Source organism: Kribbella sp. NPDC051137 (assembly GCF_040682535.1).
In the GTDB taxonomy this organism is placed as follows: domain Bacteria; phylum Actinomycetota; class Actinomycetes; order Propionibacteriales; family Kribbellaceae; genus Kribbella; species Kribbella karoonensis.
On the sequence record NZ_JBFBBI010000005.1, the window covers coordinates 716,488 to 733,829 of the forward strand.

The following is a 17,342-nucleotide window of genomic DNA, read 5'->3' on the forward strand; positions in this document are numbered from 1 at the left end:
AGAGCCATGACGGAGGACAACGCGGTCGTACAGCTCACCGCAGTACGCAAGGAATACGGCGAATCGGTCGCACTCGACGGAGTCTCACTGGAGATCCACGCCGGCGAGGCGGTCGCCGTGATGGGGCCGTCCGGAAGCGGCAAGTCGACATTGCTCAGCATGGTCGCCGGACTCGACCGGCCGACGTCGGGCTCGGTCGTGGTGCACGGCGACGATCTGGGCGCGCTCGACGAGAAGGGGCTCGCCCTGTTCCGGCGACGGCGGATCGGGATGATCTTCCAGTTCTTCAACCTGCTGGACGACCTGTCGGCGCTGGACAACGTGGCACTGGCCGCGCAGCTCACAGGTACGTCGGCCGCGCCCGCACGGAAGCGTGCGCTCGAGCTGTTCGAAGAGCTCGGCATCGCGAGTCGCCGGAACACGTATCCGGCGCAGCTGAGCGGCGGTGAGCGTCAACGCGTAGCCGTTGCCCGCGCGCTGATGAACCGGCCGGCCATCCTGCTGGCAGACGAACCGACAGGAGCGCTCGACACTCGCGCAGGCGAACAGGTGATGGACCTGCTGCTGGACCTCAACCAGATCGGCCAGACGCTCCTCCTGGTCACCCACGACCAGCAACTCGCGACACGCTGCGCCAGCCGCGTCATCGACTTCGTCGACGGGCAGGTCGCGGCCGAACGCAGCCTGGAGCGTACGTCGTGAGCGCCGTCTGGCCGGTTGCCCGTGCTGCGGTACGGCGACGCCGTGTGCAGACGGTGGTGATCAGTGTGGTCGTCCTGCTCTCCACAACGATGATCGTGGTCGCGCTCGGCCTGCTGGCGGCGTCGAGCGGCCCGTTCGACCAGGCGTACGCGAAACAGAGCGGTTCGCAACTGACGGCGTCGTACGACCGGAGCAAGGTCACCGACGCGCAACTGACACAAGCGGCGAAGAGTGCGGCGGCTGTTGCCGGACCGTTCGCGCAGAAGACGCTGGAGCTCGGCGGGCCGATGGCGGACTCACTCGACACCGTGGGCCGTGCGGATCCAGGTGGTGCTGTGGACCGCCTCAACGTGTGGCAGGGGCGTTGGGCAACCAAAACGGGTGAGATCGTGCTCAACCGCAACCCTACGGACAAGAACCGTCGCGGTGCTCCGCAGCTGAACGGGACCATCACGGCCGGCGGGCAGACCTTCACGGTCGTCGGGTTCGCCTACAGCGTCAGCCAGTCGGCGGACGCGTGGGTGACACCTGAGCAGCTGAACGCGCTGCGGCCCACGTCTACCCAGATGCTCTACCGCTTCACGCACGCAGCCACCAACGCTGAAGTGACGGCCGGCCAGGAGGCCGTGACACAGGGAATCCCTAGCAGCGCGGTGATCGGGACGCAGTCCTACCTGGCCTTACGGGCGCAGGTCGCAGCGCAGCCGAACACGTTCGTGCCGTTCCTGATGGTGTTCGGGTGGCTGGGCCTCGCTGTGGCGGTGCTGATCGTGGCCAACGTGGTCAGTGGTGCTGTGGTCGCCGGCTTCAAGCACATCGGCATACTGAAAGCGCTCGGCTTCACACCGACACAGGTGCTCACGGTGTACCTCGGGATGGTCTCGATCCCTGCTGTGATCGGCTGTGCCGGTGGCGTTGTGCTAGGCAACGTCCTTGCCACCTCCTTACTGACAAAGGCGTTCGAGAACTACGGCGCTGGTGCCACGGGCGTCCCGGTCTGGGTGGACGTCGCCAGCCTGCTCGGGGTACCTGGGCTAGTGGCACTGTCTGCCTTAGTACCTGCGCTGCGGGCTCGGAGTCTGTCTGCATCTCAGGCGATCAGCGCCGGAAGCGCGCCGCGAGCCGGCAGAGGGCTGCGGGTGCAGCGGTGGCTCAGCGGGACGCGGCTGCCACGGTCGACGAGTCTCGGCCTGGGGTTGCCGTTCGCACGCCCTGGGCGTACGGCGTTGACTCTGGCGGCTATCGTGCTCGGGGTCACCAGTGTGACGTTGGCCGTAGGCCTCGGGAAGTCGCTGACGACGTACCAGACCGCTGCGAGCCGTGTGAACGCCGTTGACCTCACGATGTTCGCTGGGCCGACTGGCCCCGGTCCAGGAGCACCGCCAGGCGCCAAGCTGTCCGATACCGAGGACGAAGCGGCTGTACGCTCCGCGCCGGGCGTCACTTCTGTTGCAGCGAGCACAGATCTGCCTATGCGCGTGGCCGGGGCGCAGACGGACGTCCGGGTGTCGTTCTACCGCGGTGACTTCCAGCAGCTCGGCTTCCTGATGTTGGAGGGCCGCTGGTTCGACGGCCCGGGCCAGGTGGTCGTTTCGGAGCGCTTCCTGCAGCAACGTGGGCTGAAGCTCGGTGACACGATCACCCTGCAGGCTCAAGGCAAGAGCGTGCGCGTGCAGATCGTCGGCAAGGCGATGTACAACTCAGGCGACGAAGTGCTCTCCAACTGGTCGACGCTCGCGCTGGTCGCTCCCAAGCAGCGCGCGAACCTCTACGAGATCAACGTGAAGCCCGGGACCGACCTGGACGCGGTCGTGAAGGCTGTGCAGGCAAAAGACTCGGGTTTGGCGGAAGGCGAGGGCCAGGACGCCGGTACGTTCGTGGCCGTCGTCGTCGCGACCGTAGTACTGCTCACCCTGATGCTAGGGACCGTTGCAGCGCTCGGTGTGTTCAACACCGTCGTGCTCAACACCCGCGAACGTCGCCGGGACCTGGGCATGCTCAAGTCGATCGGTATGACGCCTGCACAGGTGACAGTGATGGTCGTGACCTCAATGAGCGCACTAGGTGTCGTCGGAGGCCTCCTGGGTATCCCGCTGGGCGTCATAGCCCACCGCCTCGTCGTACCGGCGATGGCAAAGGGCGCCCAGATCGAACTGCCCGCCTTCATGCTTCACGTCTACCCCGTTGGGCTTCTGGTCCTCCTGGTACTCGCCGGCGTCGTGATCGCCGCCGCCGGCGCATACTTCCCCGCACGGACAGCCGCCCGTACGACGATCGCCCAAGTCCTCCACAACGAGTGAAATTGTCGGAACTCCTTGGTAGAAAGACATCCATGACGCCGGAGCGGGTGTTGGAGTTGTTGGAGGTGCTCGCATCGTTTGACGTTTGGGTCGACGGGGGGTGGGGGGTGGATGCGTTAGTCGGGCGGCAAACGCGGGTGCATGGTGACCTGGACCTCGGGGTGGTTCGGCCGCAGTTGGATGACGTGGTTCGGGTGTTGGAGGGAGCCAGGTACGGCGTGACGGATGCCCGGTTCGTGGAGGTGACGGTGCAGTTGACGCACGTGGCGGACGGACATCGGGTGGACCTGCATCCGAGCACGCCGGTGGCCGGTGGTGGGACCGAGCAGTTGGACTTCGACGGAAACACGTACTTCATCCCGCCTCCGGTCGGGGGGCGGATCGGTGGGCAACTGGTGCGGTGTATGCCGCTGAGTGCGCAGCTCCGGTCACACCAGGGATACGAGCTGCGGCCTGTCGACGTACACGATATGCAGTTGCTAGAAGCGATGGGGCCGGGCTGACTTGTAGGTATGGGAAATCGGGCGATCTGGGAGCAGGCCTCCGCCAAGCATGTGCGGGAGTATGACGAGTTGCTGGAGGCGGCGCGGGGTGACGGGCTGCTGGTGGAGCGGGAGCATGAGCTACTGGCTCCCGTGCTGGCGGCCGGGCCGTTCGTGGTGCACCTGCAGAGTGGACACGGGCTCGACGATGTGGGGCTGGTGAAGGCCGGAGCGCGGAGAGTTGTCGGTGTCGACTACAGCTCGACCGCAGCCGGAGCAGCGCAGCGGCGAGCTCGGGACGTGGGCGTCGATTGCCGGTACGTCGTGGCGGAAGTGCCCGGCGTACCGGTCAAGGACGCGGCTGCGGACCTCGTGTACACCGGCAAGGGCGCGCTGATCTGGATGCGGGACATCGACGCGTGGGCGCGCGACGTGGCGCGCGTGCTACGGCCGGGTGGGCACCTGTTCGTGTACGAGGGCCACCCGGCCGTGCCGCTGTGGACGTGGGACGAGGACGAAGCGCGGATCCGCCCGGACCGGAGCTACTTCGCCAAGACCCACGTCAACGACACATTCCCGGGCAACGGCGCGCAGGAGTGGCAGTGGACGCTCGGCCAGATCGTCACGGCGATCACCACCGCCGGCCTGCACCTCCAAGTCCTCGAGGAGTACGCCGAACCGTTCTGGCGACCGCAAGACGGCACAAACGCCGCCGCCTGGTCCGGCCGACTGCCCAACTCCTACGCGCTGTTGGCCAGGAAACCCTTATAGATAAGGAAGGAGCGCCTCCTCCTCGCGGTTCAGGTGGGCGTTGAGCTGGGCGATCAGCTCGTCCACCTGTTCCAGGGTCACGGCTTGTTCCAGCTCGCCCAGCAGTACGGCGAGCTGGTCGTGTTCCTTCTGCAGTACGGCGACCACGTCCGTCAGCTCCGGATGCTGTTCCAACAGGCCGGGGAACAGCATCGTCGACTCGCCGGTGTGGTGGTAGTGCAGGCCCTGGCAGACGGTCAGGCAGTTGATGCGGAGCTGTGCGCCCAGCCCCGCGGCGCCGGACGTGGCGATCTCGTGGCGGATCAGGTCCAGCTCGCGCCGGAACGCGGCGTGGATGTTCTTCAGTGCCTCAGCGAGCGAGCCTCGCCCGCCCGGCGGTCCACCCGGGACGAGCGCGACGACGGGGATCGTGCGGGTCACACGGTCCTGGTAGTCACCCCACCCGGCGTCCGCCTCGACCAGTCGGGCGAAGACCTCGTCGCGCTCGGCGTCCCGCAGAACGACTGCCGTCGCCGGGTAGCTGAACAGCCCCGTGTCCACGCTGACCTGCGGATTCGCCAGCAGGTTGTGGTACCAGGACGGGTGTTTCGGGCTGCCGCCGGCCGAGCCGACGACCAGCACCCGGTCGCCGTCCGGGTAGTAGCCGAGGATCGCGGTCCGCGGCTCGCCGGTGCGCGCGCCGGTGGTTGTCAGGAGCAACAACCTGGAGTTCTCGAACGGGCCGCCGACGCGGCCGGAGTTCGCCTTGAACTCCGCGATGAGTTGTGCGGTGAAATCGTTCAGGATTCGCTTCTTTCTCTGGTGTCGTGAAGGGGAAACGCAGACATCAGAGAAGGCGGGCGGGGCCCGCGCGGCGCTCAGAACGCAGCCGGGGACCCAACTCGGTAATGGCTCGAAGCCGACCCGGCAGTCACGTCGGTGATAGTACCCCAGTCCGGGCAGGAGACAATAGCGCCGTGTCCCTGCCCGATCGGCTCGTCCAGGCCGGGGTCGATCTCCTCGAGGAGGAAGGCCTCGCCGGTCTCACGCTGCGCGCGATCGCCCGCCGTACCGGCGTCTCGCACGGCGCACCCCGGCGGTACTTCCCCACGCACAACTCCCTGCTCTCGGCGATCGCAGCGACGGGCCTCCAGGACCTCGCCGCCCGGCTCCAGCCGCCTGCCGGCGCGGGCCCCGAGGAACAGCTGCTGGCCGGTGCGCGCAAGTACCTGGAGTTCGCCGCCGAACGCCCCGGCATGTTCGACCTGATTTTCCGCCACGACCTGCTCGCCGGCGCGGGCGGCAATCTCCGCGCGACGTCACTGCCGCTGTTCAAGACCTTCGTCGATCTCGTCGCCCGGCTGCAGCCCCAGGACGCCGAACTGCGCGCCACCGCCCTGTGGATGAACCTGCACGGCATCGCCGTACTTCGCGCCACGAACGCCCTCGAGCTCCTCGGCACGGCGGACCTCGAACCGATCGTCCGGTACGTCGTCCACGCCCACGTCACGCCAGCGTGACGTCGAGTTCGGCCAGTACGCCGTAGTGATCGCTGAACGGCTTCTCCAGGCCGACGAGACGGGTATTGACGATCCGGGCTCGCGCGTGTGGGTGCGCGTGCGGGGTGCCGACGAAGACGTAGTCGATGCGGCGATGGTGGCTGGACTGGCCGAGCAGCTGGTCGATCTCCTGGGCGCCCAGTGGGTTGTTCGTCGTCCACGTGTGGCCCGGGCCTTCCCCGGCGGTCGCCCAGGCGTCGAAGTACGCCGTACTCCGACCGTCGAGGGACTGCAGGCCGGACAGGAAGCGGATGCCCGCGGAGTCGGGGGCGGCGTTGAAGTCGCCGGCGATGATCGTGGGGAGAGCACGACGCCGGCGCGCGTCGAGATCGGCCACCGCGATCAGTTGGTCCTCGCGGGCAGCCGACTGGTCGAGCTGCCACGGGGTCGTCGGGAGGATGACGAGCAGCTCGCCCAGACCTGGCACGTCGACTGCGGCGCCCAGTGTCCACCAGTGGCAGTCAGAGTCGGACGAGGGGCGGTGGTCCAGGATCTCGACGACACGATGTGGCCAGCGGCTCGCGAACACGGATCCGTCCGTGGCTGACGGCAGGTCGATGACGCCCGCCTGGTGGGTGGTGTGCTGCAGGCCGGTGCCGTCGGTCAGCTCGGCCAGCTGGCTGGAGTAGCCGACTTCCTGGAGAGCTACCAGATCGGGCGCGAGCCGACGCAGTTCCGCGTTGATCGAGGCGGTGCGGCGCTGGACGTTGAGGGTGAGGACGGTGATCCGCATGTTGTCGTGGTGCCCGGCAACGGAACTACTTACCCACGGTCGCGCGCCGCGTGCGGAACGTCGTACAAAACGTCGGAGTTCTTGAAATCATTTCGGCAACTCGCGAAAAAGGCGCACGAACGCTGTAACGGACGGCACACTGCACCGATAAACGGGTGAGTGACCCAGCGGGGGGCCGTGGGGAAGCTCCGGTGTTTCTTCGGGACCACCGCAGTGGAGGGGGCCTCGCAGGTGCTCGCCCGGGGCGGGGTGAGCACCTGTTCGAGGAATCGTCTAGCGCTGCAGGGCGTCGTACAGGTCGCGCACGAAGTACGTGTCCGCCAGCGCGTCGTGGATCGCGTACGACGACTGGTCGATCCCGACAGCCGCAGCCATCTCCCCGACCTCGGCGGTCGGCGCGGCCTTGGTCCGCCCCAGCAACTGACTGATCACGCACACCAGCCGGAAGTCCCAGGGCACGTCGGGTGCGGCGCCGACCAGTCCGTGCCGATCCATCAGATGGAGTACGTCGGTCGCGTCCATCCACGGTGCGGCGCCGACCCACACCGGCTCGTCGGCGGTCAGGTCGACCATCAACTGCGCCGCCTCCCGCCCGCTACAGACGTTCTCGGTGGAGCCGTTCAGCGACGGGTGGCGGTCGAAGCGGCTGATCTCCAACGCGCGTTCCGTCGACGTCGACAGGTCCAATTCGTCCAGCTGGATGAACCGGTTGTAGGCCGTCTCGCGGCCGTCGTCCTCGCGGCGGATCACCGCGAGTTGCCAGATCTGGCGGCCGTCCGGGAGCCAGGGCTCCCGGACGCTCGTGGTTTCCAGGTCGACGAAGACGATCGGCATCAGCCCTTGATCCCCACGTTCGCCATACCCTCGACGAAGCGCTTCTGGGCGAACACGAACAGCACGATCATCGGCAGCGTCGCGAGCGCCGTACCCGCCATCAGGTACGGCCACTGGATCTCGGCCGGGTTCTGGGAGAAGATCGCCAGCCCCAGCTGCAGCGGGCGCATCTCGTCCGACGTGGTGATCATCAGCGGCCAGAGGAACCCGTTCCAGGCGGCCTCGATCTGGAACACCGCGATCGTGATCAGCGCCGGCTTCACCAGCGGCGTCATGATCCGCCAGAAGATCCCGAACTCGCCGAGCCCGTCCACCCGCGCCGCCTGCGCCAACTGGTCCGGCAGTGACACGTAGAACTGCCGTGCCAGGAACGTGAACAGCGGCGCCGCACCGAGCGGGATGATCAGGCCCCACCACGAGTTCAGCCAGCCGATGCCGCCCTGGCCGAGGATGTTGTTGCCGCCGAACAGCGGGATCGACTTCACGATCAGGAACAGCGGCACCAGGATGATCTGGAACGGCACCATCAGCAGCACGATGAAGTAGTTCAGCAGCGCCTTGCCGCCGCGCAACGGGAGCTTGGCGAGCGCGTACCCGGCCGTCGTACAGACCGCCAGCGTGAACGCCGTCTCGCCGACCGCGATCAGCAGGCTGTTCCGGAAGTACCGCAGGAACGGCGCGGTCTGCATCGCCTCGACGAAGTTCCGCCAGCGCAGCTCGGACGGCAGCCAGCTGAACTTCGCGATCTCCCCGTTGCTCTTGAACGCGGTCAGCAGCATCCACACGAACGGCACGATCATCAGCAGCGCGCCGACGGTGAGTACGACGTACAGCAGGATCCGGCCTGCCCGGACCGCCGGCGGCTTCGCGGAACCGACGGCCGGCAACGAAACACTAGTCATTGGTATCCGCCTTCTGGAGCCGGCGCCCGGCCGCGATGAAGATCGCGATCACGATCATCATGATCACGGTCTCCGCGGACGCGTAGCCGAGTTTCAGGTTCTGGAACGCGTTCTGGTAGATGTCCATCACCAGCACCCGGGTCGACGAACCCGGGCCGCCCTGCGTCATCACGTACACCAGGTCGAACACCTGGAAGGTGCCGACGATCGACGTGATCAGCACGAAGAACTGGACCGGGCCGATGGCCGGCCAGGTGACGTTCGCGAACCGTTGCCAGCGGCCCGCGCCGTCCAGCTGCGCGGACTCGACCAGGTCGCGGGACACGCCCTGCAACGCGGCCAGGTAGATGATGATCTTGGTACCGAGGCCCTGCCAGATGCCGACCACCATCAGCGACGGCAGCGCGGTCCCCGGGTCGGCCAGCCAGCGGTTCGGCGCGAACCCGAACAGGCTGAGGAACCCGTTCGCCAGGCCGGAGCCCGGGTTGTAGATCCACAGCCAGATGGTGGCCACCGCGACCGTCGCCGTCACGGTCGGGATGTAGAACGCCGTACGGAAGAAGCCGAGACCGCGGATCTTCTGGTTCAGGCCGATCGCCACCGCGAGCGAGATCGCCATCGAGATCGGGATCACCACGACCGCGTACAGCACGGTGTGCCACAGCGACGCCAGGAAGTTCGGATCCCTGAACAGGTCGGTGTAGTTGGTGAAACCGACCCAGTCGAACGAGTCGCCGAAGCTGTAGTCGGTCAGGCTGAGCACCACGACCGCGATCACCGGGATCACGATGAAGATGCCGGAGTGCAGCAGCGCGGGGGTCAGCAGTGCCCAGCCGGCGCGGACCTGGCCGCGGACCAGGGTCCGATCCCCCTTCGACGACGAGACCTTGGCGGACGTGAGCGCGGGCCGTTCAAGAGTTGTACTCATCGGGACTGTCCTGCCAGGTTGTGCAGCACCTTCGCCGGATCCTTCTGACCGAGGACCGCCTGGGTGAGCTGGATGTCGAAGTTGCCGCGCATCTCGAGCCAGTTGCCCGGTACTTCGTTCTCGTTGACCGCGTACACCAGGCCGTCGGCGACGAACTGACTCAGCGGGTTCGACTTCGCCTGCGGCGAGTTGCTGGCGTCTTTGTAGGCCGGGACCTTCTTGTTCAGCTTGGCGAGGGTGTCCAGGCTCGACGGCTTCGTCAGCGACTGGATGAACGACCAAGCCGCGTCCTTGTGCCGGCTGCGGGACCCGATCGACGCCAGGTCGCCGCCGACGTACTCGATCTCCTTGCCGCTGTTGAAGCGGAAGAACTTCAGGTCGTCGCAGTTCTTCTGGCCGATGCCGTCCGCGGAGCAGTCGACGCCGCCGTTCACGATGCCCATCGCGGCCTCGCCGGTCAGCACGAGCGGCTGCTGCGCCGCGTTGGTCTGCCCGTACGGCTGCACGTTGTTGATCATCGACTTGATCCAGAGCAGCGTGTCCAGGCCGGCCTTGTTGTCGAAGTTCGGCTCGCCCTTGACGTACAACGGCGTACCGGTCGAGGCCAGGAAGGTGGTGAACGACTGCCGGAAACCCGTCGCCGACGCGAGGTCGAAGCCGCTGCGGGTGATGTTGCCGTTCTTGTCCCGCTTGGTCAGCTTCTCGGCGTCGGCCTTGATCTCCTCGAGCGACGTCGGCGGCTTGTTCGGGTCCAGGCCGGCCTCGATGAACGCGCTCTTACGGAGCGCGACCGCGCGGGCGTCCGCGACCAGCGGGTACGCGTACAGCTTGCCGTCGTACGTGACCGCTGGGATCAGCGCCGGGGTGCTCTTCTCCTTGATGAAGTCGGGCGTCACGCCGTACTTGCCGAGATCCTCGAAGATCCGCTTCGACGCGAACGGCTGGACCCAGCCGACACCGGTCACCATCACGTCGTACGGGATGCCGGCCGCGATCGAGGTCGACATCTTCTCGTTCAGGTTCTTGTACGTCGCGAAGTCCGGCTCGACCTTCATCTTCGGATAGGTCTTGTGGAAGTCGTCGACGACCTTCTGGAACGCCTCCCGTCCCTTGGTACTCGGCGGGAACGACGGAATCAGCACCCGCAACGTCCCGGTCGCCTCCGCCGGGGGCACTCCGTCGGTGCTCTTGTCGATCACCCCGTTGCCACAACTACTGACCACAACGCTGAGCGCAGCGGCCAGCAGAGTCAGTCCCACTCCACGTCTCACCGGGCAACTCCTTCGCGCACTGTCCTTCAGCCGGACCCAAGTGCAGCGAAGGTATGGGTAAGGGCTTTCCCAGTCAATACCTCACCGCTCGAACGATCACATTCGATCAAGATCGGAACCGAATCGATCGCAGTTCCAACCAACGCCCCGTCAGCGCTGAGTCTCAGGCCCCTGCCGCTGCTGCCCGACGGCGGAGGTTGCAGCCCCACGCGAGCCCTGCCGATCCTCCGACAGTCGCGATGCAGACGAGAGCGGCCGCGAACCCGTGAGCCCAGCACGCGCCGCTGCAGCGAGATCCGGGGGCAACGCCGATGCATTCGGCTCCCGCGGCACCTGCACTTCCTGCTGTCCACCCGAACCTGTCGACTGCCGCGAAGACTGGGTCTGCTGCGTGTCGCGCCCCTGTTCCGCCGCACTCCCACGCTGCACCTGCTGCTCCGGAGCCGGCATACTCCACTGCTGCTTGAGAGACATGATCTCGGCATTGCCGGCTTCTACGGAGGCTGCCCCGGCCTTGGCGGACTGCCGCCGCAACTGCTGACGGTCGGAGGAGTCGAGATCGGCCACCCCGGCGAACGCCGGCTTCATTGCTTCTTCGATCCGGGAGACCGCGGCAGCCCGCTCCTGATCCGGCACCAATCCGGGGAGATCGCTGTTGTCATACATCATTTCGGCCGCTACCCGGAACTTCTGTTCCGCGTTGACGACGGCCAGGCGACGTACGACGTCCTCCGACTCCTGGCCTGTCTGCCGGCCGAGGTCGGCCGCGAACCGGCGAGCCGCCGGGGTGTACTCCCGGTACGAAGGATCCGCGTCGGCCGAGCTGATTCCGGGAGCGACCTGTTCCAGACCCAGGTCGTCGATATAACGATTCAGGTTGTCGTAGCTGTGGACCTCGGTAATTCCTTCTTCCAGCGCCCGGACGCTCGGGTCTTGGAAGGCCTGCTGCGCATCGCTGTGATTGCTTCCCGCCGCTGCCAGGAGGTGGGTGTTCTCGTGGAACACCGTCTTGACGGCCTCGCGATACGACTTCAGCGTCTCCCGGTCCTGGTTGTGCACGCGAGCGTTGGCGAACATCTCCTTCAGCGGAACTGTCGTCTTCTCGTCGGCGTACTCGATTGTGTTGTTCCAGGTCACCGCTCCCCGCACTTTGCGCTCGGGCGCGGCGACAGCAACCCTGCCGTTCCACGACGAGTGGTCGGCACCGGAAACCCGGACAGCGGCACCGGCCTGCTCGGCCATCAGCTCCCGGTAGGTGGAGACGCTCATCTGGCGGGCGGCTGTAAGGACAGGACGAGCATGTAGAGCGACTCGTTCAAGTTCATGATCGACGCCTCTTCGGACGGGTTCGCCTCGGCGATGCGTCCGATGGCAGCCATACCGGCCTCAGCGCGGGCGATGCGTTCCGCCGGCGTTCCGTGGCTCGCGCCGGCCGCGCTGTGGACACGGATCGCCTCCATCATCGCCTCGGAGATCGGTGGGCCGTCCATCTCCTCGTCAAGAATGTCCTCGATCGAGGCGATCTGATTCTCGGCGGTACGACGATCGCCCGGGTCTTCGATACTGGCCGCGAGTTCCTTGAGCCGCGCGATGGCCGCCGGGAGCCAATCAGGAAGCGTCTTGGCGTCCAGAACATCGAATACCGGCTTGTACTCCGCCCTGAATGCCTCGTAGTCCACTGCTCGCCCTCGCTCCGTTATCAGGATTCCTCTCACGTTACCTGGTGGTATAGGCCTCTGCAGTGCCGCGAACGTCCCACGTGCCGTCAGCGGGGAACCACTGGTCATGCCGGCTTCGGCGCGGGCGATCCGGCCGCGAGTTCCCTCAACCGGGCTATGCCGTCGGGTAGCCAGTCGGGCAAGGTCTTGGCATCGAGAACGTCGAACACGGGGTCGTACGCCGCCCTGATCTCGTCGTGCTGCACTTCCCGTCTCTCGGCTCTGTCAGCGTTGGGTTTCGGGGCCCTGGCGTTGGACGGCCGGGGTGGTTGACGTGGTGCCCCGGAACCCTTGGCGGTCTGCACTGAGGCGGCTGGCGGACGTCAACGGCGGGCCCGACAGCCCGGCTCGAGCCGCCGCAGCAATGTCCGGAGGAAGCGCACCCGGACTCACCGGCCCCTGGGTTCCTTGCCCACGACCTGGCTGCGACACCTGTCCCGACCCCGCCTGCGCACCCTGACCGGGCTGCGCAGTCTGCTGCTGCTCAGCACCCACCCCACGCTGCACCTGATGCCCTGGCGCCGGCATCTGCCACTGCTTCTTCAATTGGCTGACCGCCTTGTACCCCGCACCGGCCGCCTTCGCGCCGACCGTGCGTCGCTCTGCTCCGCCGGCGTCGTCGGGAAGCCGCTCGACCTCGTGAAGCTCGCGACCCAGCGCCTGTGCGATCTGTGCAACTGCCCGATCGCGCTGGTCCGAAGGGATCAGGCCCGGCAACTCGCTGTTGTCGTAGATGGCCTGGGCAGCCACCGAGAACTTCTGGTCAGCTGGGACGACCGCCATCTGATCGACGAGCTGGTCGCGTGACACCCCCGACCGTCGCTCGATCGTCTCCGCGAAACCCTCGACCGCGGGCGTCAGGTCCTTGTAGACCTGCCCGCTTCTGACGTCCTTGATCCCGGGTGCGACCTGGTCGATCCCGAGCTCGTCGATGTAGTCGTCCAGGTGCCGATGCGAGTAGAGCTCGGTCACGCCCTCCTCGATGGCGTGCACCCCAGGCGCATGGTTGTACGCGGCCTCTGCCTGCGAGTGGTCATTACCCTCGGATGCCAGGAGATGTACGTTCTCGTGCAGCACAACCCGCATCGCGTCGCGGTACCCGACAAGGGTGTCACGTTCCTGGAGATGTACCCGGTTGTTGCGAAACATCTCCTGAAGCGGCTCCTCCACGGACCGCGAGTTGTAAGAGATCGTGTGGCCCCAGTGCGCCATACCAGCGGTGTTGCTCGACGGGTCGATCCGCGCTCCGAACCGGCCGTTCCAGGACGAATGATGAGCGCCCGAGACCTGCACGGCGGCGTTCGCCTGCTCGCGCATCAAGTCCCGGAAGCTCGCGACCTTCATCGCGTTTCGGTCCGAAAGCCGTCGATCATCATGTCGAGCGAGTGCGACATCGAGCTGATCGCCTGCTCCTCATCCCTGTCTGCACCCGAGAGCTCCGTCAGTGCTTGCACCCCTCTCTCCGCACGAGCCAGGCGATCGGCTGTCGTGCCCTCTCTCCGGGCGGCGGCAGCGTAGATTCTGCGGGCCTGCCTGACGAGGTCGGACGGCGGCTGTTCGTCTTTTTCTTTTTCGATGGCGTCTTCGAGGGCCACGATGTCCCAGCCGGCTTCCTCGCGGTCATCGTCGTCCTCGATCGTGGTGGCCAGGTCCTTGAGGTGCGCGATCGCGGTGGGCAGGCCGGAGCGGTCGCCGCGCAGCATCAGCACGACCTGCTGGTACTCGGCCTCGAAGTCCGCGTACTCCATCTTTGGTTCTCCCCGGTTCTGGTGCAGTCCTCTGAATTTACCGGGGTAGGGGGTGCTGTGCAGCGCCGCAGGAGGTTCGGGTGTTGAGGGTGGGGAGGAGGCTCAGGTGCTGGGTGGGGGTGGTCGGGGACTGGAGTTTGCGGAGGAGGAGGTCGCAGGCGGTTTCGCCGAGGGGGCGGCGGGGTGGGCAGACGGCGGTCAGCGGGACGACGGCGAGGGAGGCGGTGACGTCGTTGTAGGCGATGACGGCCAGGTCCTCGGGGACGCGGAGGCCCAGGTCCATGGCGCGTTCGACCAGGCTGGCGCCGTGTTCGTCGGAGTGGACGAGGACGGCGCGGCTGCCGAAGGACTCGCATTCGGCGAGGAACGCGTCGAGTTGGGCGACCGCGCCGGGGTCGTCGCCGCGGGCGGGGAGGTCGACCGGGGAGAGGAAGACCTCGACGCCGAGGGCTTTCGCGGCGGCCTCGATGCCGAGCCGGAGCCAGTACGCCGTGACCGTGGCCTGCAGGTTGATCGCGATCCGCCGGTGGCCGAGGGCGACGAAGTGCCGCAGCGCCAGCATCGCGCCGTACGCGTGGTCGGTGCGGACGTGGTCGTACTCGCGGCGCACGTGCGGGAACCCGAACGCGCGCTCCATCAGCACCACCGGTACGTCGATGTCGTCGAGGCGGGAGTCCATCCGGTCCGCGCCCCCGTCGCCGAGCGCGGTACTGATCAGCAGGCCGGCGACCCCGATGCCGAGCACCTTGTCCAGCCGTTCACGCTCGGTGGCCACGTCGTACCCGGAGACGCCGAGCACCAGGCGGGCGCCGTAGCGGTCGGCGGTCGCCTCCGCGCCGCGGATCACGTCCGAGTAGTACGCGGTCGCGCTCGGCACCACGATGCCGATCGTGAGCCGGTTGCCGGGGCTCGCCTGGTCGGCGGCTGAGGTCCCGATCGCGCCGCCGTGCACGCGGCGGAGCAGGCCGGCGGAGTCCAGTTCGGCCAGGTCGCGGCGTACTGTGATCGCGGAGACGCCGAGTTCGTCGACCAGATCGGCGACCCGGAGCCGCCCGTGCCGCCGCAGGCTGCGCAGGATCAGCTCGTGGCGCTCCTGTGCAAGCATGCAGCCCCCTGATCTGTCAGTGATTGTTCGTGATCATACGATCAGGACCCGCCCGGATGGAACGAGGAGACGATCGGTGCAGAAGGCCAACCGGACGAGTGCCGTGCTGACCAAGCTGGCTGTGGTCGGCGATCTGCTCATGCTGCAACTGGTGTTCCTGGTGCTCAGCATCGGCATCCTGACCCTGTTCCCGGCCGCGTTCGCGATGCAGCGGGTGGTGCCGGACGCGATCAGCCAGGAACGGCCGAAGCTGCTGCGGCGGTTCTTCGCGGAGTTCCGGCAGATGATGAAGCAGCACTGGCTGCCCGGGTTCGGCCTGTGGACCGGCGGTCTGATGCTCGCGTTCGGCATCTCGTTCTGGGCGTACGCCGCGGGGCCGGTGCGGATCGTCGCGCTCGCCATCCTGATTCCGCTCACCGGAATGATCCTGGGGCTCTATCTGAGCGGACTGGCGATCCTTCCGGAAGCACCTGCCACGGCCACGATGAAGACGTTGTTCAAGTCGGCCAACCTGTTCCTGCTGCGCCGCCCGCTTCCGGTGGCCGGCAGCGTCGTCATACTGCTCACCTGGTTCGCTCTGGCGTCGCAGGTGCCGACACTGCTCGTCGTCGGGAGCGGCCTGGTCCCGGCGCTCACGGCGTACTGGCTGTCACGACCGCGGCGGCAAAAAACTTCTGAAGACGTGTCAATCTGAGCTCTCCCGGTTCGACGTAGAGGTGTAAGGCCACTACGACGAACTGCAAGGAGAACCGGAATGTACGCGACGACCGAGACCCTGGCGACGACGCCGGCCGCGCAGGGCGGCCGCTCGCGCTGGCTGGCGCTCTACACACTCTGTGCGGGCATGTTGATGATCGTCCTCGACGTGACCGTGGTGAACGTGGCACTGCCGGCCATCCAGGACGACCTGGGCTTCACGAGCTCCTCGCTCGCGTGGGTGGTCAACGCGTACCTGATCGCGTTCGGCGGGCTCCTGCTGCTGGCTGGTCGCCTAGGTGACCTCCTGGGCCGGCGGAACGTCTTTACGGCCGGGCTGGTCGTTTTCACCGCCGCCTCGGTGCTGTGCGGCCTGGCACGCTCGCAGGAGGTGCTGGTCATCGCACGCTTCATCCAGGGCGTTGGCGGTGCGCTGACGTCCGCGGTGATCCTGGGCATGATCGTGACGCTGTTCCCCGAGCCGCGCGAGCAGGCGAAGGCGATCGGCATGTACGCGTTCGTGGCGTCCGCCGGTGGTTCCATTGGTCTGCTGGCCGGCGGCGTACTGACGCAGGCGATCAGCTGGCACTGGATCTTCTTCGTGAACCTGCCGATCGGCGTACTGACGACCGTCCTGGCGCTCAGGCTGATCGAGAAGGACAAGGGCCTCGGGCTGGGACGCGGGACCGATGTGCCGGGTGCTGTGCTGATCACCGGCTCGCTGATGGTCGGCGTGTTCACCATCGTCAAGCCGGCCGCTGAGCTGGGCTGGACCGCACCGCGGACGCTGGTGCTGGCCGGGGTGACGCTGGTGCTGCTTGCCGCGTTCATCGTCCGCGAGGCGACCGCCGCGAACCCGCTCGTCCCGCTGCGGATCTTCCGCTCCCGCACGCTGACCGGGGCCAACCTGGTGCAGGCGCTGTCCAGCTCGGGGATGTTCGGCATCTTCTTCCTCGGCTCGCTCTACCTGCAGCGTGTGCTCGGGTACGACGCCCTGGAGATCGGCCTGGCGTTCCTGCCGACCACCGTGGTGATGGGGCTGCTGTCGGTGAAGTACTCCGAGAAGCTGGTGATGCGGTTCGGCCCGCGCCGTCCGCTGATCGCCGGGCTGTCACTGATCGTCGTCGGGCTGGCCCTGTTCACCCAGGCGCCCGTTGGCGGCAACTACTTCGTCCACGTACTGCCGGTGCTGGCACTGCTGGGCTTGGGGGGCGGCATCTGCTTCCCGGCGCTGATGGGCCTGTCGATGTCCGACGTGAAGCCGGAGGACGCGGGCCTGGCGTCCGGCCTGATCGGCACCATGGGCGAGGTCGGCGCCGCGCTCGGCCTGGCGATCCTGGCGACGCTGTCGGCGACCCGTACCGCCACCAGCACGAAGTCCCCGCTGGAAGCCCTGACCGCCGGCTATCACTTCTCGTTCGGGGTAGCCGCCGCCATCGTGGCCGCCTCGGTCGCCATCGCCGCAACCGTCATGCGCCCGGCCAAGCAGGCAACCGCAACCGAGGACCCAAAGCCCGAACTCCTCTGCGAAGCCGCCTGACCTGTCAGTACGACGAACTCCCCGTGACCACTCACGGGGAGTTCGTCGTACCAGCCGAATACCACTTCCACCAA

The 17,342-nt window shown here is 67.0% G+C and carries 19 protein-coding genes; 7 read left to right on the forward strand and 12 right to left on the reverse strand.

Annotation, left to right across the window (positions count from 1 at the left end; translation table 11 throughout):
- Positions 1 to 6: 6 nt before the first annotated feature.
- Genes AB0M51_RS29395 through AB0M51_RS29410 form a run of 4 tightly spaced genes read left to right on the forward strand, consistent with a single transcriptional unit; the run spans position 7 to position 4,255 of the window.
- Positions 7 to 702, forward strand: a complete 696-nt coding sequence (locus AB0M51_RS29395; protein WP_344189302.1) for an ABC transporter ATP-binding protein — start codon at positions 7 to 9, stop codon at positions 700 to 702.
- A complete protein-coding gene (locus AB0M51_RS29400; RefSeq protein WP_363751359.1) occupies positions 699 to 3,002 on the forward strand; it encodes an FtsX-like permease family protein in 2,304 nt (767 codons plus the stop codon). Before AB0M51_RS29395 ends, AB0M51_RS29400 begins: the two co-directional genes overlap by 4 nt.
- A 32-nt stretch (positions 3,003 to 3,034) precedes the next feature.
- Positions 3,035 to 3,505, forward strand: coding sequence for a hypothetical protein (locus tag AB0M51_RS29405; protein WP_363751361.1), 471 nt, complete (start codon positions 3,035 to 3,037; stop codon positions 3,503 to 3,505).
- 9 nt (positions 3,506 to 3,514) lie between these two features.
- The gene (locus AB0M51_RS29410; protein ID WP_363751363.1) at positions 3,515 to 4,255 is read left to right on the forward strand and encodes a class I SAM-dependent methyltransferase; all 741 of its coding nucleotides are present in this window, start codon (positions 3,515 to 3,517) and stop codon (positions 4,253 to 4,255) included.
- Here the strand turns inward: AB0M51_RS29410 and AB0M51_RS29415 are convergent.
- Positions 4,250 to 5,041 (reverse strand): nitroreductase/quinone reductase family protein, encoded by a 792-nt coding sequence (locus AB0M51_RS29415; RefSeq protein ID WP_363751515.1) that lies wholly within the window; start codon positions 5,039 to 5,041, stop codon positions 4,250 to 4,252. The genes AB0M51_RS29410 and AB0M51_RS29415 overlap by 6 nt on opposite strands.
- 170 nt (positions 5,042 to 5,211) lie before the next feature.
- On the opposite strand from AB0M51_RS29415, the gene AB0M51_RS29420 reads away from it, so the two are divergent.
- Positions 5,212 to 5,754 carry a TetR/AcrR family transcriptional regulator gene (locus AB0M51_RS29420; RefSeq protein ID WP_363751365.1) on the forward strand — a complete coding sequence of 181 codons (543 nt, stop codon included), beginning with the start codon at positions 5,212 to 5,214 and terminating at the stop codon, positions 5,752 to 5,754.
- On the opposite strand, the gene AB0M51_RS29425 is transcribed toward AB0M51_RS29420, so the two are convergent.
- The 11 genes from AB0M51_RS29425 to AB0M51_RS29475 form a co-directional block, all read right to left on the reverse strand.
- On the reverse strand, positions 5,741 to 6,526 hold the full coding sequence (locus tag AB0M51_RS29425) for an endonuclease/exonuclease/phosphatase family protein (RefSeq protein WP_363751367.1): 786 nt from the start codon (positions 6,524 to 6,526) through the stop codon (positions 5,741 to 5,743). The two genes, AB0M51_RS29420 and AB0M51_RS29425, sit on opposite strands and share 14 nt — an antisense overlap.
- 273 nt (positions 6,527 to 6,799) lie before the next feature.
- Positions 6,800 to 7,360, reverse strand: a complete 561-nt coding sequence (locus tag AB0M51_RS29430; RefSeq protein ID WP_363751369.1) for a hypothetical protein — start codon at positions 7,358 to 7,360, stop codon at positions 6,800 to 6,802.
- Positions 7,360 to 8,262: a carbohydrate ABC transporter permease gene (locus AB0M51_RS29435; protein ID WP_344189286.1), complete on the reverse strand. Its 903-nt coding sequence runs from the start codon at positions 8,260 to 8,262 to the stop codon at positions 7,360 to 7,362. Before AB0M51_RS29435 ends, AB0M51_RS29430 begins: the two co-directional genes overlap by 1 nt.
- Entirely contained in the window at positions 8,255 to 9,190 is a 936-nt protein-coding gene (locus AB0M51_RS29440; protein ID WP_344189283.1) for a sugar ABC transporter permease, read from the reverse strand. The genes AB0M51_RS29435 and AB0M51_RS29440 overlap by 8 nt, the downstream gene beginning before the upstream one ends.
- The gene (locus AB0M51_RS29445; protein ID WP_344189281.1) at positions 9,187 to 10,461 is read right to left on the reverse strand and encodes an extracellular solute-binding protein; all 1,275 of its coding nucleotides are present in this window, start codon (positions 10,459 to 10,461) and stop codon (positions 9,187 to 9,189) included. Before AB0M51_RS29445 ends, AB0M51_RS29440 begins: the two co-directional genes overlap by 4 nt.
- Positions 10,462 to 10,611: 150 nt before the next feature.
- Positions 10,612 to 11,703, reverse strand: coding sequence for a hypothetical protein (locus AB0M51_RS29450; RefSeq protein ID WP_363751372.1), 1,092 nt, complete (start codon positions 11,701 to 11,703; stop codon positions 10,612 to 10,614).
- A 23-nt stretch (positions 11,704 to 11,726) separates the two neighbouring features.
- Positions 11,727 to 12,140 carry a hypothetical protein gene (locus AB0M51_RS29455; protein WP_344189271.1) on the reverse strand — a complete coding sequence of 138 codons (414 nt, stop codon included), beginning with the start codon at positions 12,138 to 12,140 and terminating at the stop codon, positions 11,727 to 11,729.
- 104 nt (positions 12,141 to 12,244) lie between these two features.
- Positions 12,245 to 12,385 carry a hypothetical protein gene (locus AB0M51_RS29460; protein WP_344189269.1) on the reverse strand — a complete coding sequence of 47 codons (141 nt, stop codon included), beginning with the start codon at positions 12,383 to 12,385 and terminating at the stop codon, positions 12,245 to 12,247.
- 19 nt (positions 12,386 to 12,404) lie between these two features.
- The gene (locus AB0M51_RS29465; RefSeq protein ID WP_344189267.1) at positions 12,405 to 13,523 is read right to left on the reverse strand and encodes a hypothetical protein; all 1,119 of its coding nucleotides are present in this window, start codon (positions 13,521 to 13,523) and stop codon (positions 12,405 to 12,407) included.
- Positions 13,520 to 13,927: a hypothetical protein gene (locus AB0M51_RS29470; RefSeq protein ID WP_344189265.1), complete on the reverse strand. Its 408-nt coding sequence runs from the start codon at positions 13,925 to 13,927 to the stop codon at positions 13,520 to 13,522. Before AB0M51_RS29470 ends, AB0M51_RS29465 begins: the two co-directional genes overlap by 4 nt.
- A gap of 37 nt (positions 13,928 to 13,964) precedes the next feature.
- Positions 13,965 to 15,032, reverse strand: a complete 1,068-nt coding sequence (locus tag AB0M51_RS29475; protein ID WP_344189263.1) for a substrate-binding domain-containing protein — start codon at positions 15,030 to 15,032, stop codon at positions 13,965 to 13,967.
- A 76-nt stretch (positions 15,033 to 15,108) separates the two neighbouring features.
- On the opposite strand from AB0M51_RS29475, the gene AB0M51_RS29480 reads away from it, so the two are divergent.
- Positions 15,109 to 15,726 carry a DUF624 domain-containing protein gene (locus AB0M51_RS29480; RefSeq protein WP_344189261.1) on the forward strand — a complete coding sequence of 206 codons (618 nt, stop codon included), beginning with the start codon at positions 15,109 to 15,111 and terminating at the stop codon, positions 15,724 to 15,726.
- Positions 15,727 to 15,786: 60 nt separating this feature from the next.
- Complete coding sequence (locus tag AB0M51_RS29485) at positions 15,787 to 17,268, forward strand: DHA2 family efflux MFS transporter permease subunit (RefSeq protein ID WP_344189259.1); 1,482 nt, start codon at positions 15,787 to 15,789, stop codon at positions 17,266 to 17,268.
- The last annotated feature ends 74 nt before the right edge of the window (positions 17,269 to 17,342 follow it).